Genomic DNA, 24,808 nt, shown 5'->3' with positions numbered 1-24,808 from the left:
TCCAGGGTGTTTCTCGCCGCGCCGGAGCCGCTAGGAAGCCGACCGGCCGGCCCCGTCCCGGCGGCCGACCGTGATCGCCCACCGCACACCCGCCGACGCCGTCACCCGCACCGTGCCCGGCGTGTGGGGGCGCTTCAGGTCGAACTCGTTGCCGATGGCGCTGACCCGGCCGGCCTCGCAGGCGAACGGGAAGCCCACGCCCAGCGGTTCGACGGCGACGGTCAGCCTGCCCTTGCCCTCACAGTGCACCTGAACGGAGAGGATGCCGCTCCCGACACCCCCCTTGATGTCCAACTCCCGGTTCCCGGTGACGTCCGCCGCCCGGGCGACGACCTTTCCGCCGGGGAACGGCGGCGCCTTGGTGACGGAGTCCGACACCGTGGCGGCCGAGGCCGTCGCCCTCGTCGCCGGAGCGGGCGACGAGGCCGCGTGGGCGGGTGCGGTGCGGTCGGAGCCACTGCCGCCGCCGCTGCTGCACCCGGCGGCGAGCAGCACAGCCGTGCCCGCGGACACCGCCGCTGTCAGCGCTCTCTGCTTTCCCATGGGTGTCATCATCACCCGGCAGCGGGCCGGTCCAGGTGACGGTTCCTTAAAGCCCCTGCCGTTCGTACAACCATTCGCGCGAATCCGTGTGTCAACGGGGGTATGACTCACAGACGAAGGAGAGGGCTGGTCGCCACCGCGCTCGGCACCGGGTTTCTCATAGCCGGCGTGACCGCCGCCGCGCCCGCCTCGGCCGCCACGCCCGCCGTCAGCTGTACGTCCGCCAAGGCGGCTCTCGCCACGAAGCTGAAGAAGGACATCAGCACGGCCATCGCCAACCGCAGGGGGACGATCGCCGTCGGCCTGTACGACCGTTCGACGAAGACGACCTGCACCCTGCGCTCCACCACGCACTACGACTCGGCCAGCACGGTCAAGGTGACCGTCCTCGCCACGCTGCTGTGGGACGCGAAGAAGCACAACCGGTATCTGACCACCACCGAGCAGACGCTCACCAAGGCCATGATCACCAAGTCGGACAACGACGCCACCACCAAGCTGTGGAAGCAGCTCGGCCTGACGAAGATCAAGGGCTTCCTGAGCGCCGCCGGGATGACGCAGACCACCCCGGGCGCCAACGGCTACTGGGGCCTGACCCAGATCGACGTGCACGACGAGCAGCGGCTGCTCGCGCTCGTCACCGCCAAGAACACCGTGCTCAGCGACAATTCGCGGGCCTACATCCTGAAGCTGATGGGACAGGTCGTCTCGTCCCAGCGGTGGGGCACCCCGTACGGGGCCCCGTCCGGTGTCGCCGTGCACGTCAAGAACGGCTGGCTGCAGCGCGCCACGCGCGGCTGGCGGGTGCACAGCCTCGGCACGTTCACCGGTGGCGGCCACGACTACCAGATGACCGTCCTGACCCAGGACAACAGCACCATGAGCTACGGCATCAACACCATCCAGGCGGTCGCGAAGGTCGTCCACAAGGACCTCGCGGCCTCCTGAGCCACGACGGCGGCTCGCGTACCCAAGTGCGGTCCCGGCGGCCGGAAATCGACCCCTTCCCGCACGGGGCGGTCTCCACCCCGCCACCGGTTCCCTCTACGGTGACCGCCATGCGCCTGCGAACCGTACTCGCCACCGTCACCGCCGGCCTGGCGGCGGCCACCTGTCTGTCCGCCGCCGGGTCCGCCAACGCCGTCGCGACCCGCACCGACGCGGCCGACACCGCCTCCGCTCACGCGTGTTCGTCCTCGGTCTCCCTCGACAGCTTCTCCGACGCCCTCGACAAGACGGCCTTCGGCGGCTATTTCGTCGGCAACCTCTCCGCGCTCGCCGTGGACGAGGACGGCTCGCTCGCCGCCCTCGCCGACCGGTCGTACCTCTTCGACCTGGACGCGAAGACGCTCGCGCCGAAGAAGGTCGTCGGGCTCGCCGACGAGAACGGCGCCGCGCTCGACTCCGAGGGCCTGGTCGTGGACCGGGACGGCACCCGCCTGATCACCTCCGAGACCGAGCCGTCCATCCGCCGCTACTCGGCGGACGGCAGGATCCTGGACCGGCTCCCCGTGCCGTCCTCGCTCCTCGTCTCCCCGGCCGGGCGGGCCACCACCAACCAGACCTTCGAGGGGCTGACCCTCCTGAACGGCGGCCGCACCCTGCTGGCCTCCATGGAGTACGCCCTCTCCGGCGACACCGCCGGGATCGTCCGCTTCCAGACCTGGACCCGGAGCAGGGGCGGCCACTTCAAGCCGGCGGCCCAGTACGCCTACCGCACCGACGACCCGATCCTCGGCGTCCCCGAGGTGCAGGCGCTCCCCGACGGCCGGCTCCTCGTCCTGGAGCGCGGCTTCACCTCCGGCGTCGGCAACACCGTCCGCCTCTTCCTGGCCGACCCGCACCACGCCACGGACACCAGCGGCATCGAGAACCTCACCGGCCAGGCCGGCGTACGGCTGATCAGGAAGACCCTGCTCACGGACGTCGCCGCCTGCCCGACGCTCGGCGCCACGGCCAAGCAGCCGCAGCCCAACCCGCTCCTCGACAACATCGAGGGCATGGTCGTCACCGGCCGGGCGAAGGGCGCGTACCAGGTCCTCCTGGTCAGCGACGACAACCAGAACGCGGCCCAGACGACGCGGTTCTACCGGCTGTCGGTCCGCGTGCGCTGACCCGCGGCGGCCGCCCTCTTACCGACATCTCATCCACCCACAGCCTGCGCCCAGGATCAGCACAGCCCTCGCCCATCGGCCGCCCGCATGGTGGCGTGGTGACATCTGCCACCGATCCCACCCCCCACCCGCCCGTGTCCCCCGACTGGGGCCCGCCCACGGCGGCCCCCGCGCCGGCCCCCGGGGCTCCCGTGCCGGGCAAGGCACCGCGCTGGTCCCTGCCCGCGCTGATCGCGATCCTGGTCCTGGCAGCGGTGCTCTACGCCTGGAACCTGTCCGGTTCCGACATGAACACCTTCTACAGCGGTGCCATCTGGGCCGGTACGAAGAGCTGGAAGGCCTGGTTCTTCGGTTCGCTCGACCCCGGCAACTTCCTGACCGTGGACAAACCGCCGTTCGCGCTCATGGTCATGGGCCTGTCCTGCCGCGTCTTCGGCTTCGGCACCTGGCAGATGATGGCGCCCGAGATCGTGGTCGCGCTCGCCACGATCTGGATCCTGCACTCCACCGTGAAGCGGGTGTGGGGACACGGGGCGGCGACCGTCGCCGCGCTCGTGCCGGCCCTGACCCCGATCACCGTCGCCATCAACCGCGACAACAACCCGGACACCATCCTCGTCTTCCTGATGGTGTCGGGCGCGGCGCTCGCGTTCCGTGCCACCCGTGACGAGAAGCTCCTCCCGCTGCTCGGCTCGGCGGCGTGCTTCGGTCTCGCCTTCAACACCAAGCTGCTCGCGGGCTGGATCGCGCTCCCGGCCGTCTTCGCGCTCTACCTCTACGCGTCGAGGTCCGGCTGGGCGAAGCGCGCCGTCGACCTGGCCCTCGCCGCGGTCGTGCTGGCCGTCTCCAGTTTCTGGTGGGCGGTCGCCGTCTCCCTGGTCCCGGCCTCGGACCGGCCGTACATCGGCGGCTCCACGGACGGCTCCGCCTGGGACCTGATCATGGGGTACGACGGTCTGGGCCGCGTCTTCGGCGGCGAGGGCAACCGCGGGGGCGGCGGGGGCGGGGGCGGCGGCTTCTCCGGCTCCGCGGGCCTCGGCCGGATGTTCAACGACATCCTCGGCGGCCAGATCTCCTGGCTGCTCCCCTTCGCGGGCATCGCCCTGGCGGGCGGCCTGGTGCTGTGCGGCCGCGCCCCGCGCACGGACCTGAGGCGGATGGCGCTGGTCCTGTGGGGCGGCTGGACCCTCCTGCACTACGTGATCTTCGCGACCGCGCAGGGCACCATGCACCCCTACTACACGACCGCGCTCGCCCCGGGCATCGCGGTGCTGTGCGGCGGCGGTGGCGCGATGCTGCTGCAGGCGTTCCGCACCGACAGGCGCTGGATCTGGGTCCTCCCGGCCGCCTTCGGCGTCACCGGCGTCTGGGCGATCGTGCTGCTGCGCCGGGCCCCGGGCTGGAACACCTGGCTGTGGCCGGTGATCGGCGTGCTGACCGTGGCCGGCGTCGTGGGCCTGATCCTCTTCCGCTCCGGCAACAGGGCCCGGTTGCTTACGGTTTCGCTGGCGGCGGCCGTGATCGCCGCGCTCGCGGGTCCGACGGCGTACGCGGCGACCCTGCCGTTCGGCGGCGCCGGCGGCGGCATGCGCGGCGGTACGAACCCGACCGCGGGCCCCTCGACGGGCTCCGGCTTCGGCGGCGGGCCGGGCGGCGGCAACCGGGGCGGTTTCCCGGGCGGCGGCGAACTCCCGGGCGGCACCCGGCAGGGCGGCCGGGGCGGGCAGAACGCCGAGGCCGGCGGCGGCTTCCCGGGCGGCGTGAACGGCGAGGCGCCGAGCGGCGGTCCGGGCGGCGGCCTCCCCGGCGGCGGCAACGGGCGGATGACGCCCGGCGGCGGCGCCGGCGAACTGCCGGGCGACAACGGGGAGATGCCCAGCGGGGGCACCGGTACCGGCGACACGCGCGGTGGCTTCGGCGGCGGCATGGGCGGCGGCGTGAGCAGCGACCTGATCGCCTACCTGAAGAAGCACATGGACGGCGCCACCTGGCTGCTGGCCGTCTCCAACTCGCAGTCCGCGGCGCAGATCGAGCTGAGCGCGAACGAGCCCGTCATCTCCATGTGGGGCTTCACCGGCCAGGACAACGCGATGACCGTCGCCAAGCTGAAGGAGCTGGTGACGGCGGGCAAGCTGCACTACATCCAGCTCGGCGGCGGCTTCGGCGGCGGCATGGGCGGCGGCACCGACAGCCTCAGCTCCCAGGTGACCTCCTGGGTGGAGAAGAACGGCACGGCGGTGAAGGAGAGCGAGTACAGCAAGAGCCCGACGAGCAGCTCCGGTTCGAGTTCCAGCTCCTCGTCCTCCACCACGCGGAGCATCACCTCCACGCTCTACCGGCTGGACCCGTCGGACGTCAGCTGACGCACCGCCGGCACCGAGGCCCCCGGCCGCACGGCCGGGGGGTCTCCTTTCACGCCGCCCGGAATGGGTCGACGCGACCTGGTGGGCGGACCGGTCGTACTACTTACCTCACACAGGTGAAGTCGATCATGGACTCGGGCGTGTCCGCGTGACCGCCAAGGAGCATGGGGGCGCCCCGGCAGTTCCGCCGGTGCGTCCCCAACTCCCCTTTCCGGAGACTCCCGTGAAGCTTCGCACCTGGTCCCTCGCCACCGCCCTCGCCCTGACCGCGCTCGTCGTCCCCGCCCAGAGCGCCTCCGCCCACGCGGCCGCCGCCCCGTCCTGTCCCGACGGCTCGGTCTGCTTCTGGAGCGGCGAGGGCTTCGGCGGCGACTACTGGGAGTGGACGGCCCGCAGCGGCTACCGCGACATGCCGCCGGGCCTCCACGACAACGTCGGCTCCTTCGTCGCCTCCACCCGCGCCTGCTTCGTCAACTGGTCCCCGACCGAGAAGCGCGACGTCTTCAACGGCGACTGGCGCTCCCAGTACCGCGGCGACTTCGGCGGGCGGATCGACGGGGTGGGGGCGGGCGCCTGTTGAGCGCTCCGTCGGAAGCGCCGCGACGGGCCGTCAGTCGACTGCGGCACCGTCGCGGCTGATCGCGCCCACGCGGCGGAGCCGCACATCGATACAGCCCCGCACCCCTCAGGGGCGCTGGACCGGCTCAGTCCACCAGGTGCGTCGGCGCGAACATCCGCAGCAGGGCGGGGAGTACGACGACCGAGGGGCCCGGTTCGGCGAGCGCCTTCGCGAGGTCGGTCTCCAGGGTCTCCGGGGACGTGCGGACCCCCGGGACGCCGAAGGACTCGGCGAGCGCCACGTAGTCGGGGCGGGACAGTTCCGTCGCCGTCGGCTCGCCGAAGGCGTCGGTCATGTACTCGCGGAGGATGCCGTAGCCGCCGTCGTCGACGATGAGCCAGGTGACCGGGAGGTCGTGCTGCCTCGCGGTCGCCAGTTCGGCGATGGAGTAGAGGGCGCCGCCGTCGCCGGAGACCGCCAGGACCGGGCGGCTCGGGTCGGCGGCGGCCGCGCCGAGGGCCGCGGGGAAGCCGTAGCCGAGGCCGCCGGCGCCCTGGGCGGAGTGCATGAGGTTCGGGGCCTGGGCGTCGAAGGCTGACCAGGCCCAGTACGCCAGGATCGTCATGTCCCAGAAGGACGGCGAACCGGCGGGGAGCGCGCGGCGGACCGACGCCAGCACCTCCTGTTCCAGGGTGAGTTCCTGGGCGGCGATGCGGTCGGAGACCTTGCCGAGGAGGTTCCGTACCCGGTCGGCCGCCGTGTCGTCCGCGCGCGGGGTCACCGTCTCCAGCAGGGCCTGGAGCGCGAGCCGCGCGTCGGCGTGGATGCCCAGCGCCGGATGGTTGGACTCCAGCTTGCCGAGGTCCGCCTCGATCTGGATCACGCGGCCGCGCGGCTTGAACGTGTGGTAGTTGGAGGAGAGTTCGCCGAGGCCCGAGCCCACCACGAGAAGGACGTCGGCGTCCTCCAGGAAGTCCGTGGTGTGCCGGTCCTCCAGCCAGGACTGGAGGGACAGGGGGTGATGCCAGGGGAACGCGCCCTTGCCGCCGTACGTGGTGACGACCGGAGCGTTCAGCGTCTCCGCGAGTTGCCGCAGCTTCCCGGAGGCGTCCGCCCGTACGACGCCGCCGCCCGCGATGATCGCCGGGCGGGCCGCGCGGGAGAGCAGGTCGGCCGCCACCGCGGTCAGTTCGGGGCGCGGGGGGAGTTCGTCGGGGGTCGCGTCGACCGCCGTCACCACGGGCAGCGCGGCGTCCGCGAGGAGCACGTCCTGCGGGATCTCCACCCACACCGGGCCGTGCGGGACGGTCAGCGCCGACTGCCAGGCGGCCGCGATCGCGGACGGGATCTGCGATTGGGTGCGGACGGTGTGGACCGACTTCACCACGCCCCGGAAGGAGGCCGCCTGGTCCGGGAGTTCGTGCAGGTAGCCGTGGCGGCCGCCGCCCAGGCCCGCGGTGGGGATCTGGCTGCTGATCGCGAGGACGGGCGCCGACGCCGAGGCCGCCTCGTGCAGCGCGGCCAGCGAGGTCAGCGCGCCGGGGCCGGTGGAGAGGAGCAGCGGGGCCGCCTCGCCGGTGATCCTGCCGTAGGCGTCCGCCGCGAAGCCCGCGTTGTTCTCCACCCGCAGGCCGACGTACTGCAGCGAGGAGCGGCGCAGGGCGTCGAACATGCCGAGGGCGTGCTGGCCGGGCAGCCCGAAGACGGTGGTCGCGCCGAGCCCGGCCAGGGTCTCCACGACCAGGTCTCCGCCGTTGCGGCCGGCGGGCGGGTTCAGGGCTGCGGCCGTCTGCGCCTCGGTCGGGCGGAGCACCAGGTCGTGGTCGTGCGTCACTTCGAACGAGCCTCGGCAATCTGTCGGGTCATGATCGTGGTCAGTTCGTATGCCGTGTGCGAGGCCGCCACCGAGGTGATCTCGGCGTGGTCGTACGCGGGGGCCACCTCGACGAGGTCCGCCGAGACGAGGTGGCACGTGGCCAGACCGCGCAGGATCTCCAGCAGCTCCCTGGACGTCATACCACCCGCCTCGGGCGTGCCGGTGCCCGGGGCGTGAGCGGGGTCCAGACAGTCGATGTCGATCGAGATGTAGAGCGGACGGTCGCCGATGCGCTGCCGCAGCTGGTCGGCCACCTCGTCGGCGCCCCGGCGGTAGATGTCCGCCGAGGTGACGATGCCGAAGCCCATCTTCTCGTCGTCGGTGAGGTCCTGCTTGCCGTAGAGCGGGCCGCGGGTGCCGACGTGCGAGAGGGCCGAGGTGTCCAGGATGCCCTCCTCCACCGCCCGCCGGAACGGGGTGCCGTGCGTGTACTCGGCGCCGAAGTAGGTGTCCCAGGTGTCGAGGTGGGCGTCGAAGTGGAGGAGCGCGACCGGGCCGTGCTTCTTGGCGACGCTGCGCAGCAGGGGCAGGGCGATGGTGTGGTCGCCGCCCAGGGTCATCAGGCGGGCGCCGGTGCCGAGGAGATCGTCGGCGGCGGCCTCGATCGTCTCGACCGCCTCGTTGATGTTGAAGGGGTTGACGGCTATGTCACCGCCGTCCGCGACCTGGGCGAGGGCGAAGGGCGAGGCGTCCTGCGCGGGGTTGTAGGGGCGCAGCAGCCGGGACGCCTCGCGGATGGCGTTGCCGCCGAAGCGGGCGCCGGGCCGGTACGAGACGCCCGAGTCGAACGGCACGCCCACCACGGCGACGTCGGCGCGGCCGACCTCGTCGAGGCGGGGCAGCCGGGCGAAGGTCGCGGGACCGGCGTACCGCGGGACGCGGGAGGAGTCGACGGGGCCGCGGGGTGTCTCGTTGCTGCTCATGGGGTGCTGCCTTCTTTCCTACGCTTCATCGCGTACGTACCGCTATGCACTACTTCTGCTACGACTCTACTGGTGGGCCGGGACCGGTTCGGACACGAGTTCGGGGGTGCCACGGCCCGCGAGCCGTTCCCGCCAGTTGGCCAGCACGGCCGCGTCGGTCGGCTTCGTCGCCAGGGAGACGGCGACGTACGCGACGAGGGAGGAGAGCAGGCCGTAGTAGACGGGTTCGTTGGCGAGGATGCCGTAGCCCGCCATCAGGCCGATCACCGCGAGGCCGCCTACGGTCACGGCGGCCAGGGCGCCCTGGACCGTGCCGCGCTTCCACAGCAGCCCGCCGAGGATCGGGACGAGGAGGCCGCCGACGAGCAGGTTGTACGCCACGGTCAGCGCCTCGACCACGTCGTTGAGGGCGATGGCCGTGCCGATCACCCCGAGCCCCATGACCAGGATGAAGACCCGGTTGCCGCGCACCTCGTCGTGTTCCCGTGCGCCGGTCCCGGCCCGTCCCCGCAGCCGCGACCAGATGTCGTTGTTGGCGACGGTCGCACAGGCGATCAGCGCGCCGGAGGACGTCGACATCACCGCGGCCAGGGCCGCCGCCAGCACCAGCCCCCGCACGCCGACCGGGAGCTCGTCCTTGACGATGGTCGCGAAGGCGTCGTCCGGGCTGCCCAGCTTCGGGTACAGCACCCTGGCCGCGGTCCCGATCACGGCCCCGGCGAGGGCGTAGACCAGGCAGTACGTGCCGGCCACCGTGCCGCCCCACTTCGCCGTCCGGTCGCCGCGCGCGGTGAACACCCGCTGCCAGATGTCCTGCCCGATGAGCATGCCGAAGGTATAGATCAGCACGTACGTGAAGATGGTCTCGCCGCCGATGCCCAGCGGGTCGAAGTACGACGTCGGCAGCTTCGCCCTCATCGCGCCGAACCCGCCCGCCTTCACGACCGCGATGGGCAGCAGGAGCAGCAGCACGCCGATCGTCTTCACCACGAACTGGACCATGTCGGTCAGCGTGATCGACCACATGCCGCCCAGCGTCGAGTAGGCGACGACGATCGAGCCGCCGATGATGATCGCGACCGTCCGGTTCATGTCGAAGAGGACGTCGAAGATCGTGGCGTACGCGATGGTCGAGGTGACGGCGAGCATGAGCGTGTACGCCCACATCACGATCCCGGAGATCACGCCCGCCCGGCCGCCGTACCGCAGATCCAGCATCTCGGAGACGGTGTACACCTTGAGGCGGGCGATCCGGGCGGAGAAGAAGACGGAGAGGGCGAGCAGGCCGAGGCCGATGGTGAAGACCATCCAGGCGCCGGACAGCCCGTACTGGTAGCCCAGGCCGACCCCGCCGATGGTGGACGCGCCGCCGAGCACGATGGCGGCCATGGTGCCGGAGTACATGACGGGCCCGAGCCGCCGCCCGGCCACCAGGAAGTCGCTCTTCGACCTGGCGCGGCGCATGCCCCACCAGCCCATGGCCAGCATGCCGGCGAGGTAGAGGACGATCACGGTGTAGTCGACGGCCACGGGGCCCTCCTTCGATGGGGGTTCTCGCCGGCGGGTGAGGTGCCTCGACACTAGGTGGCCGGAAAGCGGCTGCGAAGTGTACGTTTCATCCATTCGAGCCGTACGGGATGGAGGAAACGCACACCATGCCGGACCCCACGGCTCCGCCCACGCCGCCCGTGCCCCTCGCCGCCCTCCTGGCCCGCGAGGACCTCGGACTGCGCCGGATCGCCGGGCCCGCCGACCCGTCCCTCGTCATCCACGCCGCGCACACCTCGGAGATGGCCGACCCGTACCCGTACCTGCTGGGCGGCGAGCTGCTGCTGACGGCGGGCGTGCACATCCCGGAGGCGGCGGGCTCGGGCACCTACTTCGACGACTACGTCTCCCGGATCGTCGCGGCGGGCGGCGCCGCCCTCGGCTTCGGACTGGCCCCCGTGCACGACGCGGTTCCGCGCGCCCTGGTCGAGGCCTGCGACGGCCACGGCCTCCCGCTCCTGGAGGTCCCGCCGCAGACCCCCTTCACCGCCGTCGCCCGCGCGGTCTGGCAGCTGCTGGCCCAGGCCCGCCTCGCCGAACTGCGCCGCGTCACGGAGGCCCAGCAGAGCCTGGCCGCCGCCGCGGCCCGCCCCGACCCGGTGCCGTCGGTCCTGCGTCAGCTGGCCCAGCGGACGGGCGGCTGGACGGCCCTGTACGGCCCGGAGGGCACGGAGATCGCGTCCGCGGGCCGGCGCCCCGAACCCCCGGTGACCACGTCCCTGGCCGAGCTCGCGGAGGTGGTCCGCCCCTCCGGCCCCGGCACCCCCACCTCCGCCACCCACACCGCCGCCGGCACCCACCTCGCCGCCTACACCCTCAGCACCGGCTTCGCGCTCGGCGTGGCCACCCCCACCCGCGAACCGGGCGACCACACCATCGCCTCGGTGGCCACGGTCCTGCTCACCCTCCTCACCGGCGAACAGCAGAGCGGCTCGGGCGCGGCCCGCACCTCGGCCCTCGTACGACTCCTGCTGGGCGACACGGCGGAGGAGGTGGCACCACTGCTGGGAGGAGGGGACAGCTGGCTGGTCGTACACGCGTCGCCGGACGACCGACGTGACCGTCACGCCCCGTCAGGGGCGCGGGGAACCGCGCGACCAGCCCCCACGCACCCGCACCCGCCCGACCTCCTGTCCGCCACCGCCCTGGGCGCCGCACTCGGCTCGACCCTCGTCGACCCCGTGGGGGACATCGTCCAGGTCCTGCTCCCCGCCGACCGGACCCCTCAGCCACAGCCCGGCTGGACCCTCGGCGTCAGCGCTCCCGTACCCGCGCAACAGCTGGCCCTCGCCGGTACCCAAGCGGCACGCGCAGTGGCCCGCGCCCGAGCGACCCGCACCCCGCTGCTGCGGCACGGCAGCCGCCCCGGCCTGGCCGAACTCGTCCCGCGGGAAGACGCACAGGCCCACGCCCGCGCCCTCCTCGGCCCCCTCGCGGAGCACCCCGCCCTCACCGACACCCTGCGCACCTGGCTCTCCCTGCACGGCAGTTGGGACCGCACCGCGGTCGCCCTCACCGTCCACCGCAACACCGTGCGGCAGCGCATCGCCCGGTGCGCGGCACTGCTGGGTGCCGAACTCGACGACCCGGACGTCCGGATGGAGCTGTGGTTCGCCCTCCGCGAGGAGTGAGTGACCCGCGTCCCAGCGGGCGATACGCAGGGCGGACGCGTGGCGCCCTGCCTCACAATGGAGCCATGCCGATATCCGGGACACCCAGCCGCGCCGAGCTCGTAGAGCACCTTGTGAAGACCCGTATCGCGGGCGATGTCGCCACCCCTCGCGAGAACAACCTGCTCCACTACCGCAAGCTGGCCAACGGCGAGCGCAACTGGTGGCTGGGACTGGAACTCGGCGACCGCTGGACCGACGAGCAGGACGTGCTGGCCGTGATGGCGGAGCGGGTCGGGGTGAACGACGACCCCGAGTACCGGTACGGCCAGGACACCATCGACCCCGAGCTGACCGTGGACGGCCTGGACCGGCTGGCGGCGCGGCTGCGCAAGGCGGCCGAGGGACGGCAGCGGGTGCTGTTCGCGACCGGTCACCCCGGCGGTCTGCTGGACGTGCACCGGGCGACCGCGGCCGCGCTGCGCGGCGCCGGCTGCGAGATCGTGGTGATCCCGGACGGCCTGCAGACGGACGAGGGGTACGTCATGCAGTTCGCCGACGTCGCCGTCCTCGAACACGGCGCGACGCTGTGGCACACGCACTCCGGGGAGCCGATGAAGGCCGTCCTGGGCGGCCTGGAGCGCGAGGGGCGGCCGCAGCCCGACCTGGTCGTCGCCGACCACGGCTGGGCCGGCTACGCGGCCCAGGTGGGCCTGGACTCGGTCGGGTACGCGGACTGCAACGACCCGGCGCTGTTCCTCGCCGAGTCGGAGGGCACCCTCCAGGTGGCCGTACCGCTGGACGACCATGTGCTCAGCCCGCGGCACTACGACCCGATGACCGCGTATCTGCTGGCCCAGGCGGGGCTGGCCTGACCGACCGATGTGCGGCCCCCGGCAGCGGGAGCCGCACATCGTGGCCTGGCCCTAGACCCTGGATGAGACTCTGGGTTCCTGGTCTGCTGTCGTCGGTCGGTCAGAACCCGAGTCCGCCGAAGCCGAGACCACCGAAGCCGCCGAACCCGGCGGTGTAGCCGACGCCGACGACAGGGACGACCGCGACGGGGACGACCGCGACAGTGGTGGGGTAGTACCCGTAGCCGTAGCCGCCGTATCCGTAACGGCAGTTGTTGAAACCGCCGCCCCGGAAGCCGTTGCAGCCGCCGAAGCTGCCGCCGGTGACGACGGACTGGTGAGTGGAGGCGGGGGCCGCCGAGGCGGTTCCCGCGGCGCCGATCGCGGCACCACCGGCCAGCAACAGGCCGGCGGCGGACATCGCGGCGAGACGCCTCGCGCGCTGTACTCGCATGGGAAATACCTTTCTGCCGGACTTACGTCCGCTACGCGGCACGTCCGCTATGCGGCACATGCATGGTGCGGCATTTCACTCATAGAGCTTAATTCGGGATAAAGGCGACGGCACCTCGGGCGGTCACCACCCGTCATCGGACCAGCTCACCAGCCCGAAACCGGCCCCGGAAGCGGACCGGGCACCGGACCCGGGACCGGCTCCGCGGCCGGCCCCGGCGTGGGGTCCAGATAGACCCGGCCGATCGCGGGGAACGCGGCCCGCAGCCGCTGCTCGGCCCGCTCGCAGGCCCACTCGATCTCGGCCGCCGTCGACACGTCCCGGAGGTCCACCTTGGCGGCGACCAGCGCCTCCTCCGGGCCCTGCACCAGGGTGGTCAGCTCCAGTACGGCCACGATGTGCTCGGACCTCAGCAGCTCCGCCCGGATCCGCTCCCGCACGGGCCCCGGCAGCGGCCGCCCGATGAGGAGCTCGGCGTTGGACCGGCCCAGCACCCAGGCCACGTACAGCAGGAGCAGGCCGATGAGGAGGGAGGCGAGGCCGTCCCAGACGCCGGAGCCGGTGAGCTGGCCGCCGAGCAGGCCGCCGGCCGCGAGCACCAGCCCGACGAGCGCGGCCGAGTCCTCCATCACCACGGCTTTCACGGCGGTGTCGGCGGTGCGCCGGAGGTACAGCCTGAACGGCGCCTTGACACGGGCCGCCTCCCCGCGCGCCTGCCGCAGCCCGGTCCGCAGCGAGAAGCCCTCCAGCACGAAGGCGATGGCGAGCACGACGTACGACACCAGCGGGTCGCCCGGCTTCTCCCCCACCGCCAGGGTGTGGGCGCCGTCGTAGAGGGAGAAGACCGCGCCGCCGACGAAGGTGGCGACGGCGGCGAGCATGGCCCAGATGTACCGCTCGGGGCCGTAGCCCAGCGGGTGGTCCTCGTCGGCCGGCTTCTCGCTGCGCTTGAGGGCGGTGAGCAGCAGCAGCTCGGTGATGGTGTCGGCGACCGAGTGCGCCGCCTCGGAGAGCATCGCGCTGGAGCCGCTGACGACCCCGGCGACCACCTTGGCGAGCGCGATCCCGAGATTGGCGACGGCGGCGACGATCACCGTGAAGGTGCTCTCGCCGCCGCCGTCCTTCGCCTTCGCTTCCGTCACGCCCGTCAGTCTGCCCTGGGGACGCGGACCACACCCTCCTGGATCACGGAAATGGCGAGGGAACCGTCCTGCGTGTAGATCCGGGCCTGGCCGAGCCCGCGGCCGCCGTGCGCGGACGGCGACTCCTGGTCGTAGAGCAGCCACTCGTCGGCGCGGAACGGCCGGTGGAACCACATGGCGTGGTCGAGCGAGGCGCCCACCACGTCCCCGACCGCCCAGCCGCCGCGGCCGTGCGCGAGCAGGACGGAGTCGAGGAGGGTCATGTCGGAGACGTAGGTCGCGAGGACGACGTGGAGCAAGGGGTCGTCGTCCAGTTTGCCGTTCGTCCGGAACCACACCTGGCTGTGCGGCTCGCGCGGCTCGCCGTACTTGCCGAACGGCGGCTCCTCGACGTAGCGCAGGTCGATCGCCTCGCGGGCCTCCAGGAACTTCTCCACGACGGCCGGGTCGAGGTGGTCGTAGCCGCGGAAGCGGTCCGCCGAGGTGGGCAGGGTCGCCGGGTCGGGTGCGGCGGGCATCGGGGCCTGGTGCTCCAGGCCGTCCTCATCCAGCTGGAAGGAGGCCGACACGGCGAAGATCGGCCGGCCGTGCTGGACGGCGACCGCGCGCCGGGTGGTGAAGGAGCGGCCGTCGCGGATGCGCTCGACGGTGTAGACGATGGGCGCGCCCGGGTCGCCGGGGCGCAGGAAGTACGCGTGCAGCGAGTGGGCGTGCCGGTCCGCCGGGACGGTGCGCCCGGCGGCGACCAGCGCCTGGGCCGCGACCTGTCCGCCGAAGACGCGCGGGACGACGGCGGACCGGGACTGGCCGCGGAAGATGTTCTCCTCGACCTGCTCCAGGTCGAGCAGGTCGAGGAGATCACTTAGTGCCTGGTTCATGGCACCTTTTCTACTGGCGGGTTGTTGCGGCAGCCCTACAGACCCATGTCCTTCGCGATGATCGTCTTCATGATCTCGCTGGTGCCGCCGTAGATGCGGTTGACGCGGTTGTCCGCGTACAGGCGGGCGATCGGGTACTCGTTCATGAAGCCGTAGCCGCCGTGCAGCTGGAGGCACCGGTCGATGACGCGGTGCGCGACCTCGGTGGTGAACAGCTTGGCGCTGGCGGCCTCGGCCGGCGTCAGCTCACCGGCGTCGAGCGCTTCGGTGGCCCGGTCGACGACGGCCTCGGCCGCGTCCACCTCGGCCTGGCAGGCGGCCAGCTCGAACTTGGTGTTCTGGAAGGCGGCGACGGGCTGGCCGAAGACGACCCGCTCCTGCACGTACTGCTTGGCGAACCGGACGGCGGCCTTGGCCTGCGCGTAGGCGCCGAAGGCGATGCCCCAGCGCTCGGAGGCGAGGTTGTGGCCGAGGTAGTAGAAGCCCTTGTTCTCCTCGCCGAGCAGGTCCTCGACCGGGACCTTGACGTCGACGAACGCCAGCTCGGCGGTGTCGGAGGTCTTGAGCCCGAGCTTGTCGAGCTTGCGCCCGACCGAGTAGCCCTCCGCCTTCGTGTCCACGACGAAGAGGGAGATCCCGTGCCGGCGGTCTTCCTTCGTCGGCGCGGAGGTCCGGGCGCACACGATCATCCGGTCGGCGTGCACGCCGCCCGTGATGAAGGTCTTGGCGCCGTTGAGGACGTAGTGCGTGCCGTCCTCGCTGAGCTTGGCGGTGGTCTTCATGCCCGCGAGGTCGGAGCCGGTGCCCGGCTCGGTCATCGCGATCGCCCACATCTCCTCGCCGGAGACGAACTTCGGCAGGTACCGCTTCTTCTGCTCGTCGGTCGCCAGCAGCTTTATGTACGGCAGGCCGAGCAGCACGTGCACGCCGGAACCGCCGAAGGACACGCCCGCACGGGCGGTCTCCTCGTACAGGACGGCCTCGAACTTGTAGGAGTCGATGCCGGCGCCGCCGTACTCCTCGTCGACGCGGATGCCGAAGACACCGAGCTCGGCGAGCTTGTAGTAGAAGTCACGGGGGGCCTGGCCAGCGGCGAACCACTCGTCGTACACCGGTACGACCTCGGCCTCGATGAAGGCGCGGATGGTCTCCCGGAACGCCTCGTGATCCTCGTCGAACAACGTACGGCGCACGGCCGCCACCTCCACGGACTTCGGCATGTCTAAGCGCTTGCTCAGACCCCAAGGTACCGGCGAGTACGCCAACGGGTCCAGCGCGAGCCCCCGACTGAAGGGGGTAACGCTCGTCACGCCGACGCCCGCCCGGGGGTTGCGCCACCGCCCACCCCAGGTGAATGCGCCGCCCCCCTCACCGCCCGCCCACCAGACGGCCGAACCACCCTCACACCCCCGCCGCAACGACGATCAGCCACAACACCACAGCCCGGCGCCGCCGAACCGACCCGAGGCAGCACGGCACCGCCGAACACCGTCGTCGGGGCTGACCACCGCCGCGCCGGATTCGAAGAGACGGGCGGAGCTGGGTAACAGAACGCAGGCGCACAGGCGCGGCAGGCGGCGCAAGCGCGGCAAGCGCGGCAAGCGCGGCAAGCGCGGCAAGCGCGGCAAGCGCGGCAAGCGCGGCAAGCGCCACCATCCCCTCCGCTCGCCCTCACACCCCCGCCGCAACGACGATCAGCCACAACGGCGCAGCCCGGCGGTGCCGAACCGGCCCGAGGCGGCACGGCGCCGCCGGGCACCGTCGTCGGGGCTGATCGCTGTCGCGGCGGATAGCAAGAGGGTGGACGCGGCGAGGCGGGCACAGTGCGTGGGCATTGCGAGGTGGGGGCGGTGCGGTGGGGTGGGGTGGGTCGGGGTCAGGCTGTGGCCGCCGCCTCGAAGGCGCCCCGCGCCATGCGGTGGAGGAGGATCGCGGTTGTGCCGCGGCCCGGGAGGGAACCCGGTCGGCCCAGGTGCGGGGTGGAGTTCAGGAGGCCGAAGACGGAGTGGACCGCCGAGCGGGCGGCCGGCTCCGGGAGCGCCGGGTAGACGCCGCGGACCACCTCCACCCACAGCTCGACGTACTGCCGCTGCAGCTGCCGCACCAGCTTGCGGTCGCTGTCGCGCAAGCGGTCCAGCTCCCGGTCGTGCAGGGTGATCAGTGGACGGTCGTCGAGGGCGAAGTCGATGTGGCCCTCGATGAGGGAGTCCAGGACCGCCGCGGGGCCGGTGTCCCCGTCGGCCTCCGCCAGGCGGCGCTTGGCCCCCGTCAGCAGCTGCCCGCTGATCCCCACCAGCAGCTCCGCGAGCATCGCGTCCTTGCCCGCGAAGTGCCGGTAGAGACCGGGCCCGCTGATGCCGACCGCGGCCCCTATCTCGTCCACGCCGACACCGTGGAAGCCGCGCTCGGCGAAGAGCCGGGCGGCCTCCTTGAGGATCTGCTCGCGGCGCGTCGGGGCGTCGGTTCTCGTGACCATGAGGGCAATTCTAGACAGGGAGGTTAGCGGTCGTTAACCTGATGCCGATGCGTTAACGCTCATTAACAAGGTGAGGGGATCGCGGAATGGACCAGGCACCGGAGCTGACGAGCGCGGCGGACCCCGCGTCGGAGGCCTTTCGGGCCAACGAGGAGGCGCATCGCGTCCTCGTCGAGGAGCTGCGCGGCAAGCTCGCCGTGGCCGCGCTCGGCGGCGGCGAGAAGGCGCGGGCCCGGCACACCGCGCGCGGCAAGCTGCTGCCCCGGGACCGGGTGGACGCCCTCCTCGACCCCGGCTCGCCGTTCCTGGAGCTGGCTCCCCTGGCCGCCGACGGGATGTACGACGGAGCGGCCCCGGCGGCCGGCGTGATCGCCGGGATCGGCCGGGTCAGCGGCCGCGAGTGCGTGATCGTCGCCAACGACGCCACGGTCAAGGGCGGCACGTACTACCCGATGACCGTGAAGAAGCACCTGCGGGCACAGGAGGTGGCCCTCGACAACCGGCTGCCGTGCGTGTACCTGGTCGACTCCGGCGGCGCCTTCCTGCCCATGCAGGACGAGGTCTTCCCGGACCGCGACCACTTCGGGCGGATCTTCTACAACCAGGCCCGGATGTCGGGTGCGGGCATCCCGCAGATCGCCGCCGTCCTCGGGTCGTGCACGGCGGGCGGGGCCTACGTCCCGGCGATGAGCGACGAGGCGGTCATCGTCCGGAACCAGGGGACGATCTTCCTGGGCGGCCCCCCGCTGGTGAAGGCCGCCACCGGTGAGGTCGTCACCGCCGAGGAGCTGGGCGGCGGCGAGGTGCACTCCCGTGTCTCCGGCGTCACCGACCACCTCGCCGAGGACGACGCGCACGCGCTCAGGATCGTCCGGAACATCGCCGCCACCCTCCCGGCCCGGCGGGCGCTTCCCTGGGAGGTCGCGCCCGTCACCGAGCCCAAGGTGGACCCCTACGGCCTGTACGGCGCCGTCCCCGTCGACTCCCGGACCCCCTACGACGTCCGCGAGATCATCGCGCGGGTCGTCGACGGCTCCCGGTTCGCCGAGTTCAAGGCGGAGTTCGGGCAGACCCTGGTCACCGGCTTCGCCCGCATCCACGGCCACCCGGTCGGCATCGTCGCCAACAACGGCATCCTGTTCTCCGAGTCCGCCCAGAAGGGCGCCCACTTCATCGAGCTGTGCGACCAGCGCGGCATCCCGCTCGTCTTCCTGCAGAACATCTCCGGCTTCATGGTCGGCAAGGACTACGAGGCCGGCGGCATCGCCAAGCACGGCGCGAAGATGGTCACGGCGGTGGCGTGCACGCGGGTGCCGAAGCTGACGGTGGTGGTCGGCGGCTCGTACGGCGCCGGGAACTACTCCATGTGCGGCCGGGCCTACTCCCCCCGCTTCCTGTGGATGTGGCCCAACGCCAAGATCTCCGTCATGGGCGGCGAGCAGGCGGCCAGCGTCCTCGCCACGGTCAAGCGCGACCAGCTGGCGGCCCGCGGCGAGGACTGGCCGGCCGAGGACGAGGAGGCCTTCAAGGCCCCCGTCCGCGCCCAGTACGAGCGGCAGGGCAACGCCTACTACGCGACCGCCCGCCTGTGGGACGACGGGGTCATCGACCCCCTCGACACCCGGCAGGTGCTGGGACTGGCCCTGACGGCCTGTGGCAACGCGCCGCTGGGTGAACCCCGGTTCGGCGTCTTCCGGATGTGAGGAGGGGACTCGTGTTCGACACCGTACTCGTGGCCAACCGGGGCGAGATCGCCGTCCGGGTCATCCGTACGCTCCGCTCGCTGGGCGTCCGCTCGGTGGCCGTGTACTCCGACGCGGACGCGGACGCGCGGCACGTCCGGGAGGCCGACACCGCGGTCCGGATCGGTCCGGCACCGGCGGCCGAGAGCTATCTGTCCGTGCCGCGGCTGCTGGCGGCGGCCGCGACCAGCGGCGCCCAGGCGGTCCACCCGGGGTACGGCTTCCTCGCCGAGAACGCGGCCTTCGCGCGAGCCTGCGAGGAGGCCGGGCTGGTCTTCATCGGCCCGCCCGCGGACGCCATCGCGCTGATGGGCGACAAGATCCGCGCCAAGGAGACGGTCGCCGCGGCCGGGGTGCCGGTGGTGCCCGGCGGCCGTGACCCCGAACTCGCCGAGGCCGCCCGCGCGTTGGGGGCACCCGTGCTCCTCAAGCCGTCCGCGGGCGGCGGCGGCAAGGGCATGCGGCTGGTGCGCGACCTGACCCTTCTGGACGAGGAGATCGCCGCCGCCCGCCGCGAGGCCCGCGCCTCCTTCGGCGACGACACCCTCCTCGTCGAGCGGTGGGTCGACCGGCCCCGGCACATCGAGATCCAGGTCCTGGCCGACGGCCACGGCAACGTCGTCCACCTCGGCGAGCGCGAGTGCTCGCTCCAGCGCCGGCACCAGAAGGTGATCGAGGAGGCGCCCAGCGTGCTCCTCGACGAGGCGACGCGGGCGGCGATGGGCGAGGCCGCGGTGCAGGCGGCGCGCTCGTGCGGGTACCGGGGAGCGGGCACGGTGGAGTTCATCGTGCCGGGCGGCGACCCGTCGTCGTACTACTTCATGGAGATGAACACCCGCCTCCAGGTGGAGCACCCGGTCACCGAACTCGTCACCGGACTCGACCTGGTGGAGTGGCAGCTGCGGGTGGCGGCCGGGGAGCGGCTCGGGTTCGCGCAGGAGGACGTCCGGCTCACCGGGCACGCGGTCGAGGCCCGGATCTGCGCCGAGGACCCGGCGCGCGGCTTCCTGCCCACCGGCGGCACCGTGCTGCTGCTGCGCGAACCGCAGGGCGACGGCGTCCGCACCGACTCCGGGCTCAGCGAGGGCTCCGAGGTCGGCAGCCTGTACGACCCGATGCTGTCCAAGGTGATCGCGTACGGCCCGGACCGGGAGACCTCGCTCCGGAAGCTGCGCGGGGCCCTCGCGGAGACGGTCACCCTCGGCGTGCAGACCAATGCGGGTTTCCTGCGCCGCCTCCTTGCCCATCCGGCGGTGGTGGCGGGCGAGTTGGACACCGGCCTGGTCGAGCGGGTGGTGGACGAACTGGTCACCCACGACGTACCGGACGAGGTGTACGAGGCGGCGGCGGCCGTACGGCTCGAGGCGCTGCGGCCGCTCGCGGCGGACGGGCGCTGGACGGACCCCTTCTCGGTGCCCAGCGGCTGGCGGCTCGGCGGTACTCCCAAGCCGGTCGCCTTCCACCTCCGGGTGCAGGACCCGGTGGAGTACACCCCGCGCGGCACGCACACCGTCACCGCCGACCGCGTGTCGGTGACGCTGGACGGCGTCCGGCACAGCTTCCGGCACACCGCCGACTGGCTCGGCCGCGACGGCGACGCCTGGCAGGTCCGCGACCACGACCCGGTCGCCGCCTCGCTGAACCGCACCGCGCACGCCGGCGCCGACTCCCTCACCGCGCCCATGCCCGGCACGGTGACCGTCGTGAAGGTCGCCGTCGGCGACGAGGTCACCGCCGGGCAGAGCCTGCTGGTGGTGGAGGCGATGAAGATGGAGCACGTCATCTCCGCCCCGCACGCCGGCACGGTCGCCGAACTCGACGTGACGCCCGGCGCCACGGTCGCCATGGACCAGGTGCTGGCCGTGATCGCCCCGCACGAGGAGGAGACGGCATGACCGCCCCGGAGAGCGCCCTCCCCATGGTCGTACCGGCCACCGATCTGCCCGCCCGGGTCCGGATCCACGAGGTCGGGGCCCGCGACGGCCTGCAGAACGAGAAGACGGCCGTACCGACGTCGGTGAAGGCCGAGTTCGTGCACCGTCTGGCCGACGCGGGCCTGACGACGATCGAGGCGACCAGCTTCGTGCACCCGAAGTGGGTGCCCCAACTGGCGGACGCGGAGGACCTGTTCCCACAGCTCGCCGATCTGCCGGGGGTCGCCCTCCCCGTCCTCGTCCCCAACCAGCGGGGGCTGGACCGCGCCCTTGCCCTGGGCGCCCGCCGGGTCGCCGTCTTCGCCAGCGCCACCGAGTCCTTCGCCAAGGCCAACCTCAACCGCTCGCTGGACGAGTCGCTGGCCGTCTTCGACCCGGTCGTCCGGCAGGCGAAGGACGCGGACGTGCACGTCCGCGGCTACGTGTCGATGTGCTTCGGCGACCCCTGGGAGGGCGCCGTCCCGTTCCACCAGGTGGTCCGGGTCTGCAAGGCGCTGCGCGACATGGGCTGCGACGAGCTGAGCCTCGGCGACACGATCGGGGTCGCCACTCCGGGCCATGTCCTCGAACTGCTCTCCCTGCTCAACGAGGAGGGCGTGCCGACGAACGTCATCGGCGTGCACTTCCACGACACCTACGGCCAGGCGCTCGCCAACACCTACGCGGCCCTGGAACACGGCGTGACGACGATCGACGCGTCCGCCGGCGGGCTCGGCGGCTGCCCGTACGCCAAGTCCGCCACCGGCAACCTCGCCACCGAGGACCTGGTCTGGATGCTCCGGGGCCTCGGCATCGAGACCGGAGTAGACCTCGGCAAACTCACCGCCACCAGCGTGTGGATGGCCGAACAACTGGGCCGACCCAGCCCGTCCCGTACCGTCCGCGCCCTCTCCCACCAGGAGTGACGACCATGGACCACCGCCTCTCCCCCGAACTGGAAGAACTCCGCCGTACGGTGGAGGAGTTCGCCCACGACGTCGTGGCGCCGAAGATCGGCGACTTCTACGAGCGGCACGAGTTCCCGTACGAGATCGTCCGCGAGATGGGCCGCATGGGCCTGTTCGGGCTGCCGTTCCCCGAGGAGTACGGCGGCATGGGCGGCGACTACCTGGCCCTCGGCATCGCCCTGGAGGAGCTGGCCCGCGTCGACTCGTCGGTGGCGATCACGCTGGAGGCCGGGGTCTCCCTGGGCGCCATGCCGATCCACCTGTTCGGGACGGAGGAGCAGAAGCGCGAGTGGCTGCCGCGGCTCTGTGCCGGGGAGCTCCTGGGCGCGTTCGGGCTCACCGAACCCGACGGCGGAAGCGACGCCGGCGCCACCCGCACCACGGCCCGGCTGGACGAGGCCACCGGCGAGTGGGTGATCAACGGCAGCAAGTGCTTCATCACCAACTCCGGCACGGACATCACGGGGTTGGTGACGGTCACCGCGGTCACCGGCCGCAAGCCCGACGGCAAGCCCCTGATCTCGTCGATCATCGTCCCCTCCGGCACCCCCGGCTTCACGGTCGCCGCCCCCTACTCCAAGGTCGGCTGGAACGCCTCCGACACCCGCGAGCTGTCCTTCGCCGACGTCCGGGTCCCGGCCGCCAACCTGCTCGGCGCGGAGGGCCGCGGCTACGCCCAGTTCCTGCGCATCCTCGACGAGGGCCGCATCGCCATCGCCGCCCTGGCCACGGGCCTGGCCCAGGGCTGCGTGGACGAGTCGGTGAAGTACGCGAAGGAGCGGCACGCGTTCGGCAGGCCCATCGGCGCCAACCAGGCCATCCAGTTCAAGATCGCCGACATGGAGATGAAGGCCCACACGGCCCGCCTGGCCTGGCGCGACGCGGCCTCCCGCCTGGTGGCCGGCGAGCCCTTCAAGAAGGAGGCGGCCCTCGCCAAGCTGTACTCCTCGACGGTCGCCGTCGACAACGCCCGCGACGCCACCCAGGTCCACGGCGGCTACGGCTTCATGAACGAGTACCCGGTGGCCCGCATGTGGCGCGACTCCAAGATCCTGGAGATCGGGGAGGGCACGAGCGAGGTGCAGCGGATGCTGATCGCGCGGGAGCTGGGGCTGGTGAGCTGAGACCGGCCGACCTCGACGGCCGGGTACACCCCGCGGGCGGACGTGGGCCGTGCGTCAGTTCGCCGTGGTGGTGACGTGGTGCGGCCGGTTGCGTATCAGCAGGGCCGAGGCCACGGCCGCGCACAGGAACACGGCGGCGACGACGGCCATGCCGACGTGGACGCCGGAGGTGAAGGCGTCGCCCACCGCGGCGGTCACGTCGGGCGGGGTCGCCCCGTGACCGCCGGTCCCCGTGGACACGGCGTGCTCGACGGCGGGCCAGGCCGCCCGGGGGACGTGGTGGGCGTCGAGCCGGTCGGGCAGCCGGGACTGGAGCCGGCTCGCGAGCAGGGCGCCGAGGAGGGCGGAACCGGTGACGGAGCCGACCTGGCGGAAGGCGTTGACGGCCCCGGAGGCCATGCCGGCGTGTTCGTGGGAGACGCTGACCAGGGCGGCGGCGGTGCTCGGCGCGGCCACCATCCCGGAGGCGGCGCCGAAGAGCACGTACAGCCACCACACCCGGGCGTAGGAGGTGGCCGGATCCAGCGCGGTGGTGAACCCGGCCGTGGCCGCGGCCCCGACGAGGAAGCCCACGGTGAGCGGGAGCTTGAAGCCGGTACGGCGGATCACGCGCCCGGTCGCGTAGGCGACGACGACGTAGACGCCGAAGAAGGCCAGCAACCGCCAGCCCACGTCCAGGGCGGAGAGCTGCTGGACGCGCTCGTAGAAGAGCACCGAGAGGATGGCCACCCCGGTGAAGCCGAACAGGGAGACGGCCGCGACGAACATGACGGCGCTGAACGACGCCGACCGGAACAGGCCCATGTCCAGCATGGGGGTGCGGGCGGCCCGCTCGACGAGGACGAAGCCGGTCAGGGCCGCGGCCGCGACGGCCCAGGCGACGATGATCCGCGGGCTGGTGTAGCCGTCGTGGCCGCCTTCGATGAGGGCGTAGACGAGGGCGGCGATGCCCAGGGCGGCCAGGATCTGGCCGGGGACGTCGAGCTTGCCGGCGGGGCCGCGCGACTCGGCGACGAAGACGGCGGCGGCCATGGTGACGACCGCGAGGGCGGCGGTCGACAGGAAGACCGTGTTCCAGTGGAAGTGGCCCAGCAGGGCGCCCGCGATCAGCGGTCCGGCGGCGAGTCCGATGCCGGAGGCGGCCGCCCAGGCGGTGACGACCTCGGTGCGCCGGTGGGGGTCCGGGAAGGCGGCGCCCAGGATGGCCAGGCTGTTGGGCAGGATGAGAGCACCGCCGAGGCCGGAGACCAGCTGGCCCGCGATGACGCCCGTCGTCGACCCCGAGGCGTAGACGGTGAGCGACCCGGCGATCATGACCGCGGCCCCGGCCAGGAACGCGCGCTTACGGCCGTAGAGGTTGCCGATGGTGCCCGCGGACATCACCAGGCTGGCCACGAGCAGGGTGTACGCGGAGGGGATCCAGACGAGGCCGGTCGGGGAGACGTGCAGGTCGTCCTGGATCGCCGACAGCGCCGACACCGATGCGGTGACCAGCAGGAAGGTCGTCATGGCGCCCAGGCACATCGCGACGAGGGTGAGCGCCGCCGCACGCCGGGAGGGCTGGTGGGAGCCCTGGTGGGAGTTTCGGTGGGAGGGGAGCCGGCCGCCGGGTGGCTGGTCGGCCGGCTCGAGCCGGCCCGGGGCGGGTGAAGGGGTGGAAGCCATCGAGTCCTCGTCTCGGCCGAGCTGCGGGCAGCGGGCAGCAGGCAGCAGCGCCCGCG

20 protein-coding genes are annotated in these 24,808 nt (G+C 72.4%); 10 read left to right on the top strand and 10 right to left on the bottom strand.

Annotated elements, in window-relative coordinates; genetic code table 11:
- Positions 1 to 30: 30 nt before the first annotated feature.
- The gene (locus BLW82_RS45680) at positions 31 to 543 is read right to left on the bottom strand and encodes a hypothetical protein (protein ID WP_256215973.1); all 513 of its coding nucleotides are present in this window, start codon (positions 541 to 543) and stop codon (positions 31 to 33) included.
- Between the two features lie 102 nt (positions 544 to 645).
- Between BLW82_RS45680 and BLW82_RS27500 the strand changes: the two genes are divergently transcribed.
- The 4 genes from BLW82_RS27500 to BLW82_RS27485 all read left to right on the top strand — a co-directional run bounded on the left by BLW82_RS27500 (position 646) and on the right by BLW82_RS27485 (position 5,600).
- Entirely contained in the window at positions 646 to 1,491 is an 846-nt protein-coding gene (locus tag BLW82_RS27500; RefSeq protein ID WP_093502730.1) for a serine hydrolase, read from the top strand.
- Between the two features lie 110 nt (positions 1,492 to 1,601).
- Positions 1,602 to 2,657 carry an esterase-like activity of phytase family protein gene (locus BLW82_RS27495; protein ID WP_093502728.1) on the top strand — a complete coding sequence of 352 codons (1,056 nt, stop codon included), beginning with the start codon at positions 1,602 to 1,604 and terminating at the stop codon, positions 2,655 to 2,657.
- A gap of 98 nt (positions 2,658 to 2,755) precedes the next feature.
- Positions 2,756 to 5,020 (top strand): ArnT family glycosyltransferase, encoded by a 2,265-nt coding sequence (locus BLW82_RS27490; protein WP_093502726.1) that lies wholly within the window; start codon positions 2,756 to 2,758, stop codon positions 5,018 to 5,020.
- 223 nt (positions 5,021 to 5,243) lie between these two features.
- Positions 5,244 to 5,600 (top strand): peptidase inhibitor family I36 protein, encoded by a 357-nt coding sequence (locus BLW82_RS27485; protein ID WP_093502724.1) that lies wholly within the window; start codon positions 5,244 to 5,246, stop codon positions 5,598 to 5,600.
- Positions 5,601 to 5,724: 124 nt separating this feature from the next.
- Here BLW82_RS27485 and BLW82_RS27480 read toward each other — a convergent pair whose 3' ends face one another.
- The 3 genes from BLW82_RS27480 to BLW82_RS27470 all read right to left on the bottom strand — a co-directional run bounded on the left by BLW82_RS27480 (position 5,725) and on the right by BLW82_RS27470 (position 9,908).
- Positions 5,725 to 7,413, bottom strand: coding sequence for a thiamine pyrophosphate-binding protein (locus BLW82_RS27480; protein WP_093502722.1), 1,689 nt, complete (start codon positions 7,411 to 7,413; stop codon positions 5,725 to 5,727).
- Positions 7,410 to 8,378, bottom strand: coding sequence for an agmatinase (gene speB, locus BLW82_RS27475; RefSeq protein ID WP_093502720.1), 969 nt, complete (start codon positions 8,376 to 8,378; stop codon positions 7,410 to 7,412). The genes BLW82_RS27480 and speB overlap by 4 nt, the downstream gene beginning before the upstream one ends.
- A gap of 66 nt (positions 8,379 to 8,444) precedes the next feature.
- A complete protein-coding gene (locus BLW82_RS27470) occupies positions 8,445 to 9,908 on the bottom strand; it encodes a sodium:solute symporter family protein (protein WP_093502718.1) in 1,464 nt (487 codons plus the stop codon).
- A 125-nt stretch (positions 9,909 to 10,033) separates the two neighbouring features.
- On the opposite strand from BLW82_RS27470, the gene BLW82_RS27465 reads away from it, so the two are divergent.
- A complete protein-coding gene (locus tag BLW82_RS27465; RefSeq protein WP_177233084.1) occupies positions 10,034 to 11,557 on the top strand; it encodes a PucR family transcriptional regulator in 1,524 nt (507 codons plus the stop codon).
- Between the two features lie 65 nt (positions 11,558 to 11,622).
- Positions 11,623 to 12,411, top strand: a complete 789-nt coding sequence (locus BLW82_RS27460) for a phosphatase (RefSeq protein ID WP_093502714.1) — start codon at positions 11,623 to 11,625, stop codon at positions 12,409 to 12,411.
- A 100-nt stretch (positions 12,412 to 12,511) separates the two neighbouring features.
- Here BLW82_RS27460 and BLW82_RS27455 read toward each other — a convergent pair whose 3' ends face one another.
- From BLW82_RS27455 to BLW82_RS27435, 5 genes are all read right to left on the bottom strand, one after another.
- Complete coding sequence (locus BLW82_RS27455) at positions 12,512 to 12,844, bottom strand: hypothetical protein (protein WP_177233083.1); 333 nt, start codon at positions 12,842 to 12,844, stop codon at positions 12,512 to 12,514.
- A gap of 146 nt (positions 12,845 to 12,990) precedes the next feature.
- A complete protein-coding gene (locus tag BLW82_RS27450; RefSeq protein ID WP_093502712.1) occupies positions 12,991 to 13,986 on the bottom strand; it encodes a cation diffusion facilitator family transporter in 996 nt (331 codons plus the stop codon).
- A gap of 5 nt (positions 13,987 to 13,991) precedes the next feature.
- On the bottom strand, positions 13,992 to 14,864 hold the full coding sequence (locus BLW82_RS27445) for an acyl-CoA thioesterase (protein WP_093502710.1): 873 nt from the start codon (positions 14,862 to 14,864) through the stop codon (positions 13,992 to 13,994).
- A 35-nt stretch (positions 14,865 to 14,899) separates the two neighbouring features.
- Positions 14,900 to 16,057: an acyl-CoA dehydrogenase family protein gene (locus tag BLW82_RS27440; protein WP_093508303.1), complete on the bottom strand. Its 1,158-nt coding sequence runs from the start codon at positions 16,055 to 16,057 to the stop codon at positions 14,900 to 14,902.
- Positions 16,058 to 16,740: 683 nt separating this feature from the next.
- Positions 16,741 to 17,340 (bottom strand): SACE_7040 family transcriptional regulator, encoded by a 600-nt coding sequence (locus tag BLW82_RS27435; RefSeq protein WP_093502708.1) that lies wholly within the window; start codon positions 17,338 to 17,340, stop codon positions 16,741 to 16,743.
- A gap of 86 nt (positions 17,341 to 17,426) precedes the next feature.
- Here BLW82_RS27435 and BLW82_RS27430 point away from each other — a divergent pair, with 86 nt between their 5' ends.
- The 4 genes from BLW82_RS27430 to BLW82_RS27415 are packed head-to-tail and all read left to right on the top strand — an operon-like array spanning position 17,427 to position 23,087.
- The gene (locus tag BLW82_RS27430; protein WP_093502706.1) at positions 17,427 to 19,043 is read left to right on the top strand and encodes a carboxyl transferase domain-containing protein; all 1,617 of its coding nucleotides are present in this window, start codon (positions 17,427 to 17,429) and stop codon (positions 19,041 to 19,043) included.
- Between the two features lie 11 nt (positions 19,044 to 19,054).
- A complete protein-coding gene (locus tag BLW82_RS27425) occupies positions 19,055 to 20,977 on the top strand; it encodes an acetyl/propionyl/methylcrotonyl-CoA carboxylase subunit alpha (RefSeq protein ID WP_093502704.1) in 1,923 nt (640 codons plus the stop codon).
- The gene (locus tag BLW82_RS27420; protein ID WP_093502702.1) at positions 20,974 to 21,921 is read left to right on the top strand and encodes a hydroxymethylglutaryl-CoA lyase; all 948 of its coding nucleotides are present in this window, start codon (positions 20,974 to 20,976) and stop codon (positions 21,919 to 21,921) included. The genes BLW82_RS27425 and BLW82_RS27420 overlap by 4 nt, the downstream gene beginning before the upstream one ends.
- A gap of 5 nt (positions 21,922 to 21,926) precedes the next feature.
- Positions 21,927 to 23,087: an acyl-CoA dehydrogenase family protein gene (locus BLW82_RS27415; protein WP_093502700.1), complete on the top strand. Its 1,161-nt coding sequence runs from the start codon at positions 21,927 to 21,929 to the stop codon at positions 23,085 to 23,087.
- A 54-nt stretch (positions 23,088 to 23,141) separates the two neighbouring features.
- Here BLW82_RS27415 and BLW82_RS27410 read toward each other — a convergent pair whose 3' ends face one another.
- Positions 23,142 to 24,752 carry an MFS transporter gene (locus tag BLW82_RS27410; RefSeq protein WP_093502698.1) on the bottom strand — a complete coding sequence of 537 codons (1,611 nt, stop codon included), beginning with the start codon at positions 24,750 to 24,752 and terminating at the stop codon, positions 23,142 to 23,144.
- Positions 24,753 to 24,808 lie beyond the last annotated feature (56 nt).

It is taken from the genome of Streptomyces sp. Ag109_O5-10, assembly GCF_900105755.1.
GTDB lineage: Bacteria > Actinomycetota > Actinomycetes > Streptomycetales > Streptomycetaceae > Streptomyces.
This window is presented reverse-complemented; position numbering and strand designations above follow the sequence as displayed.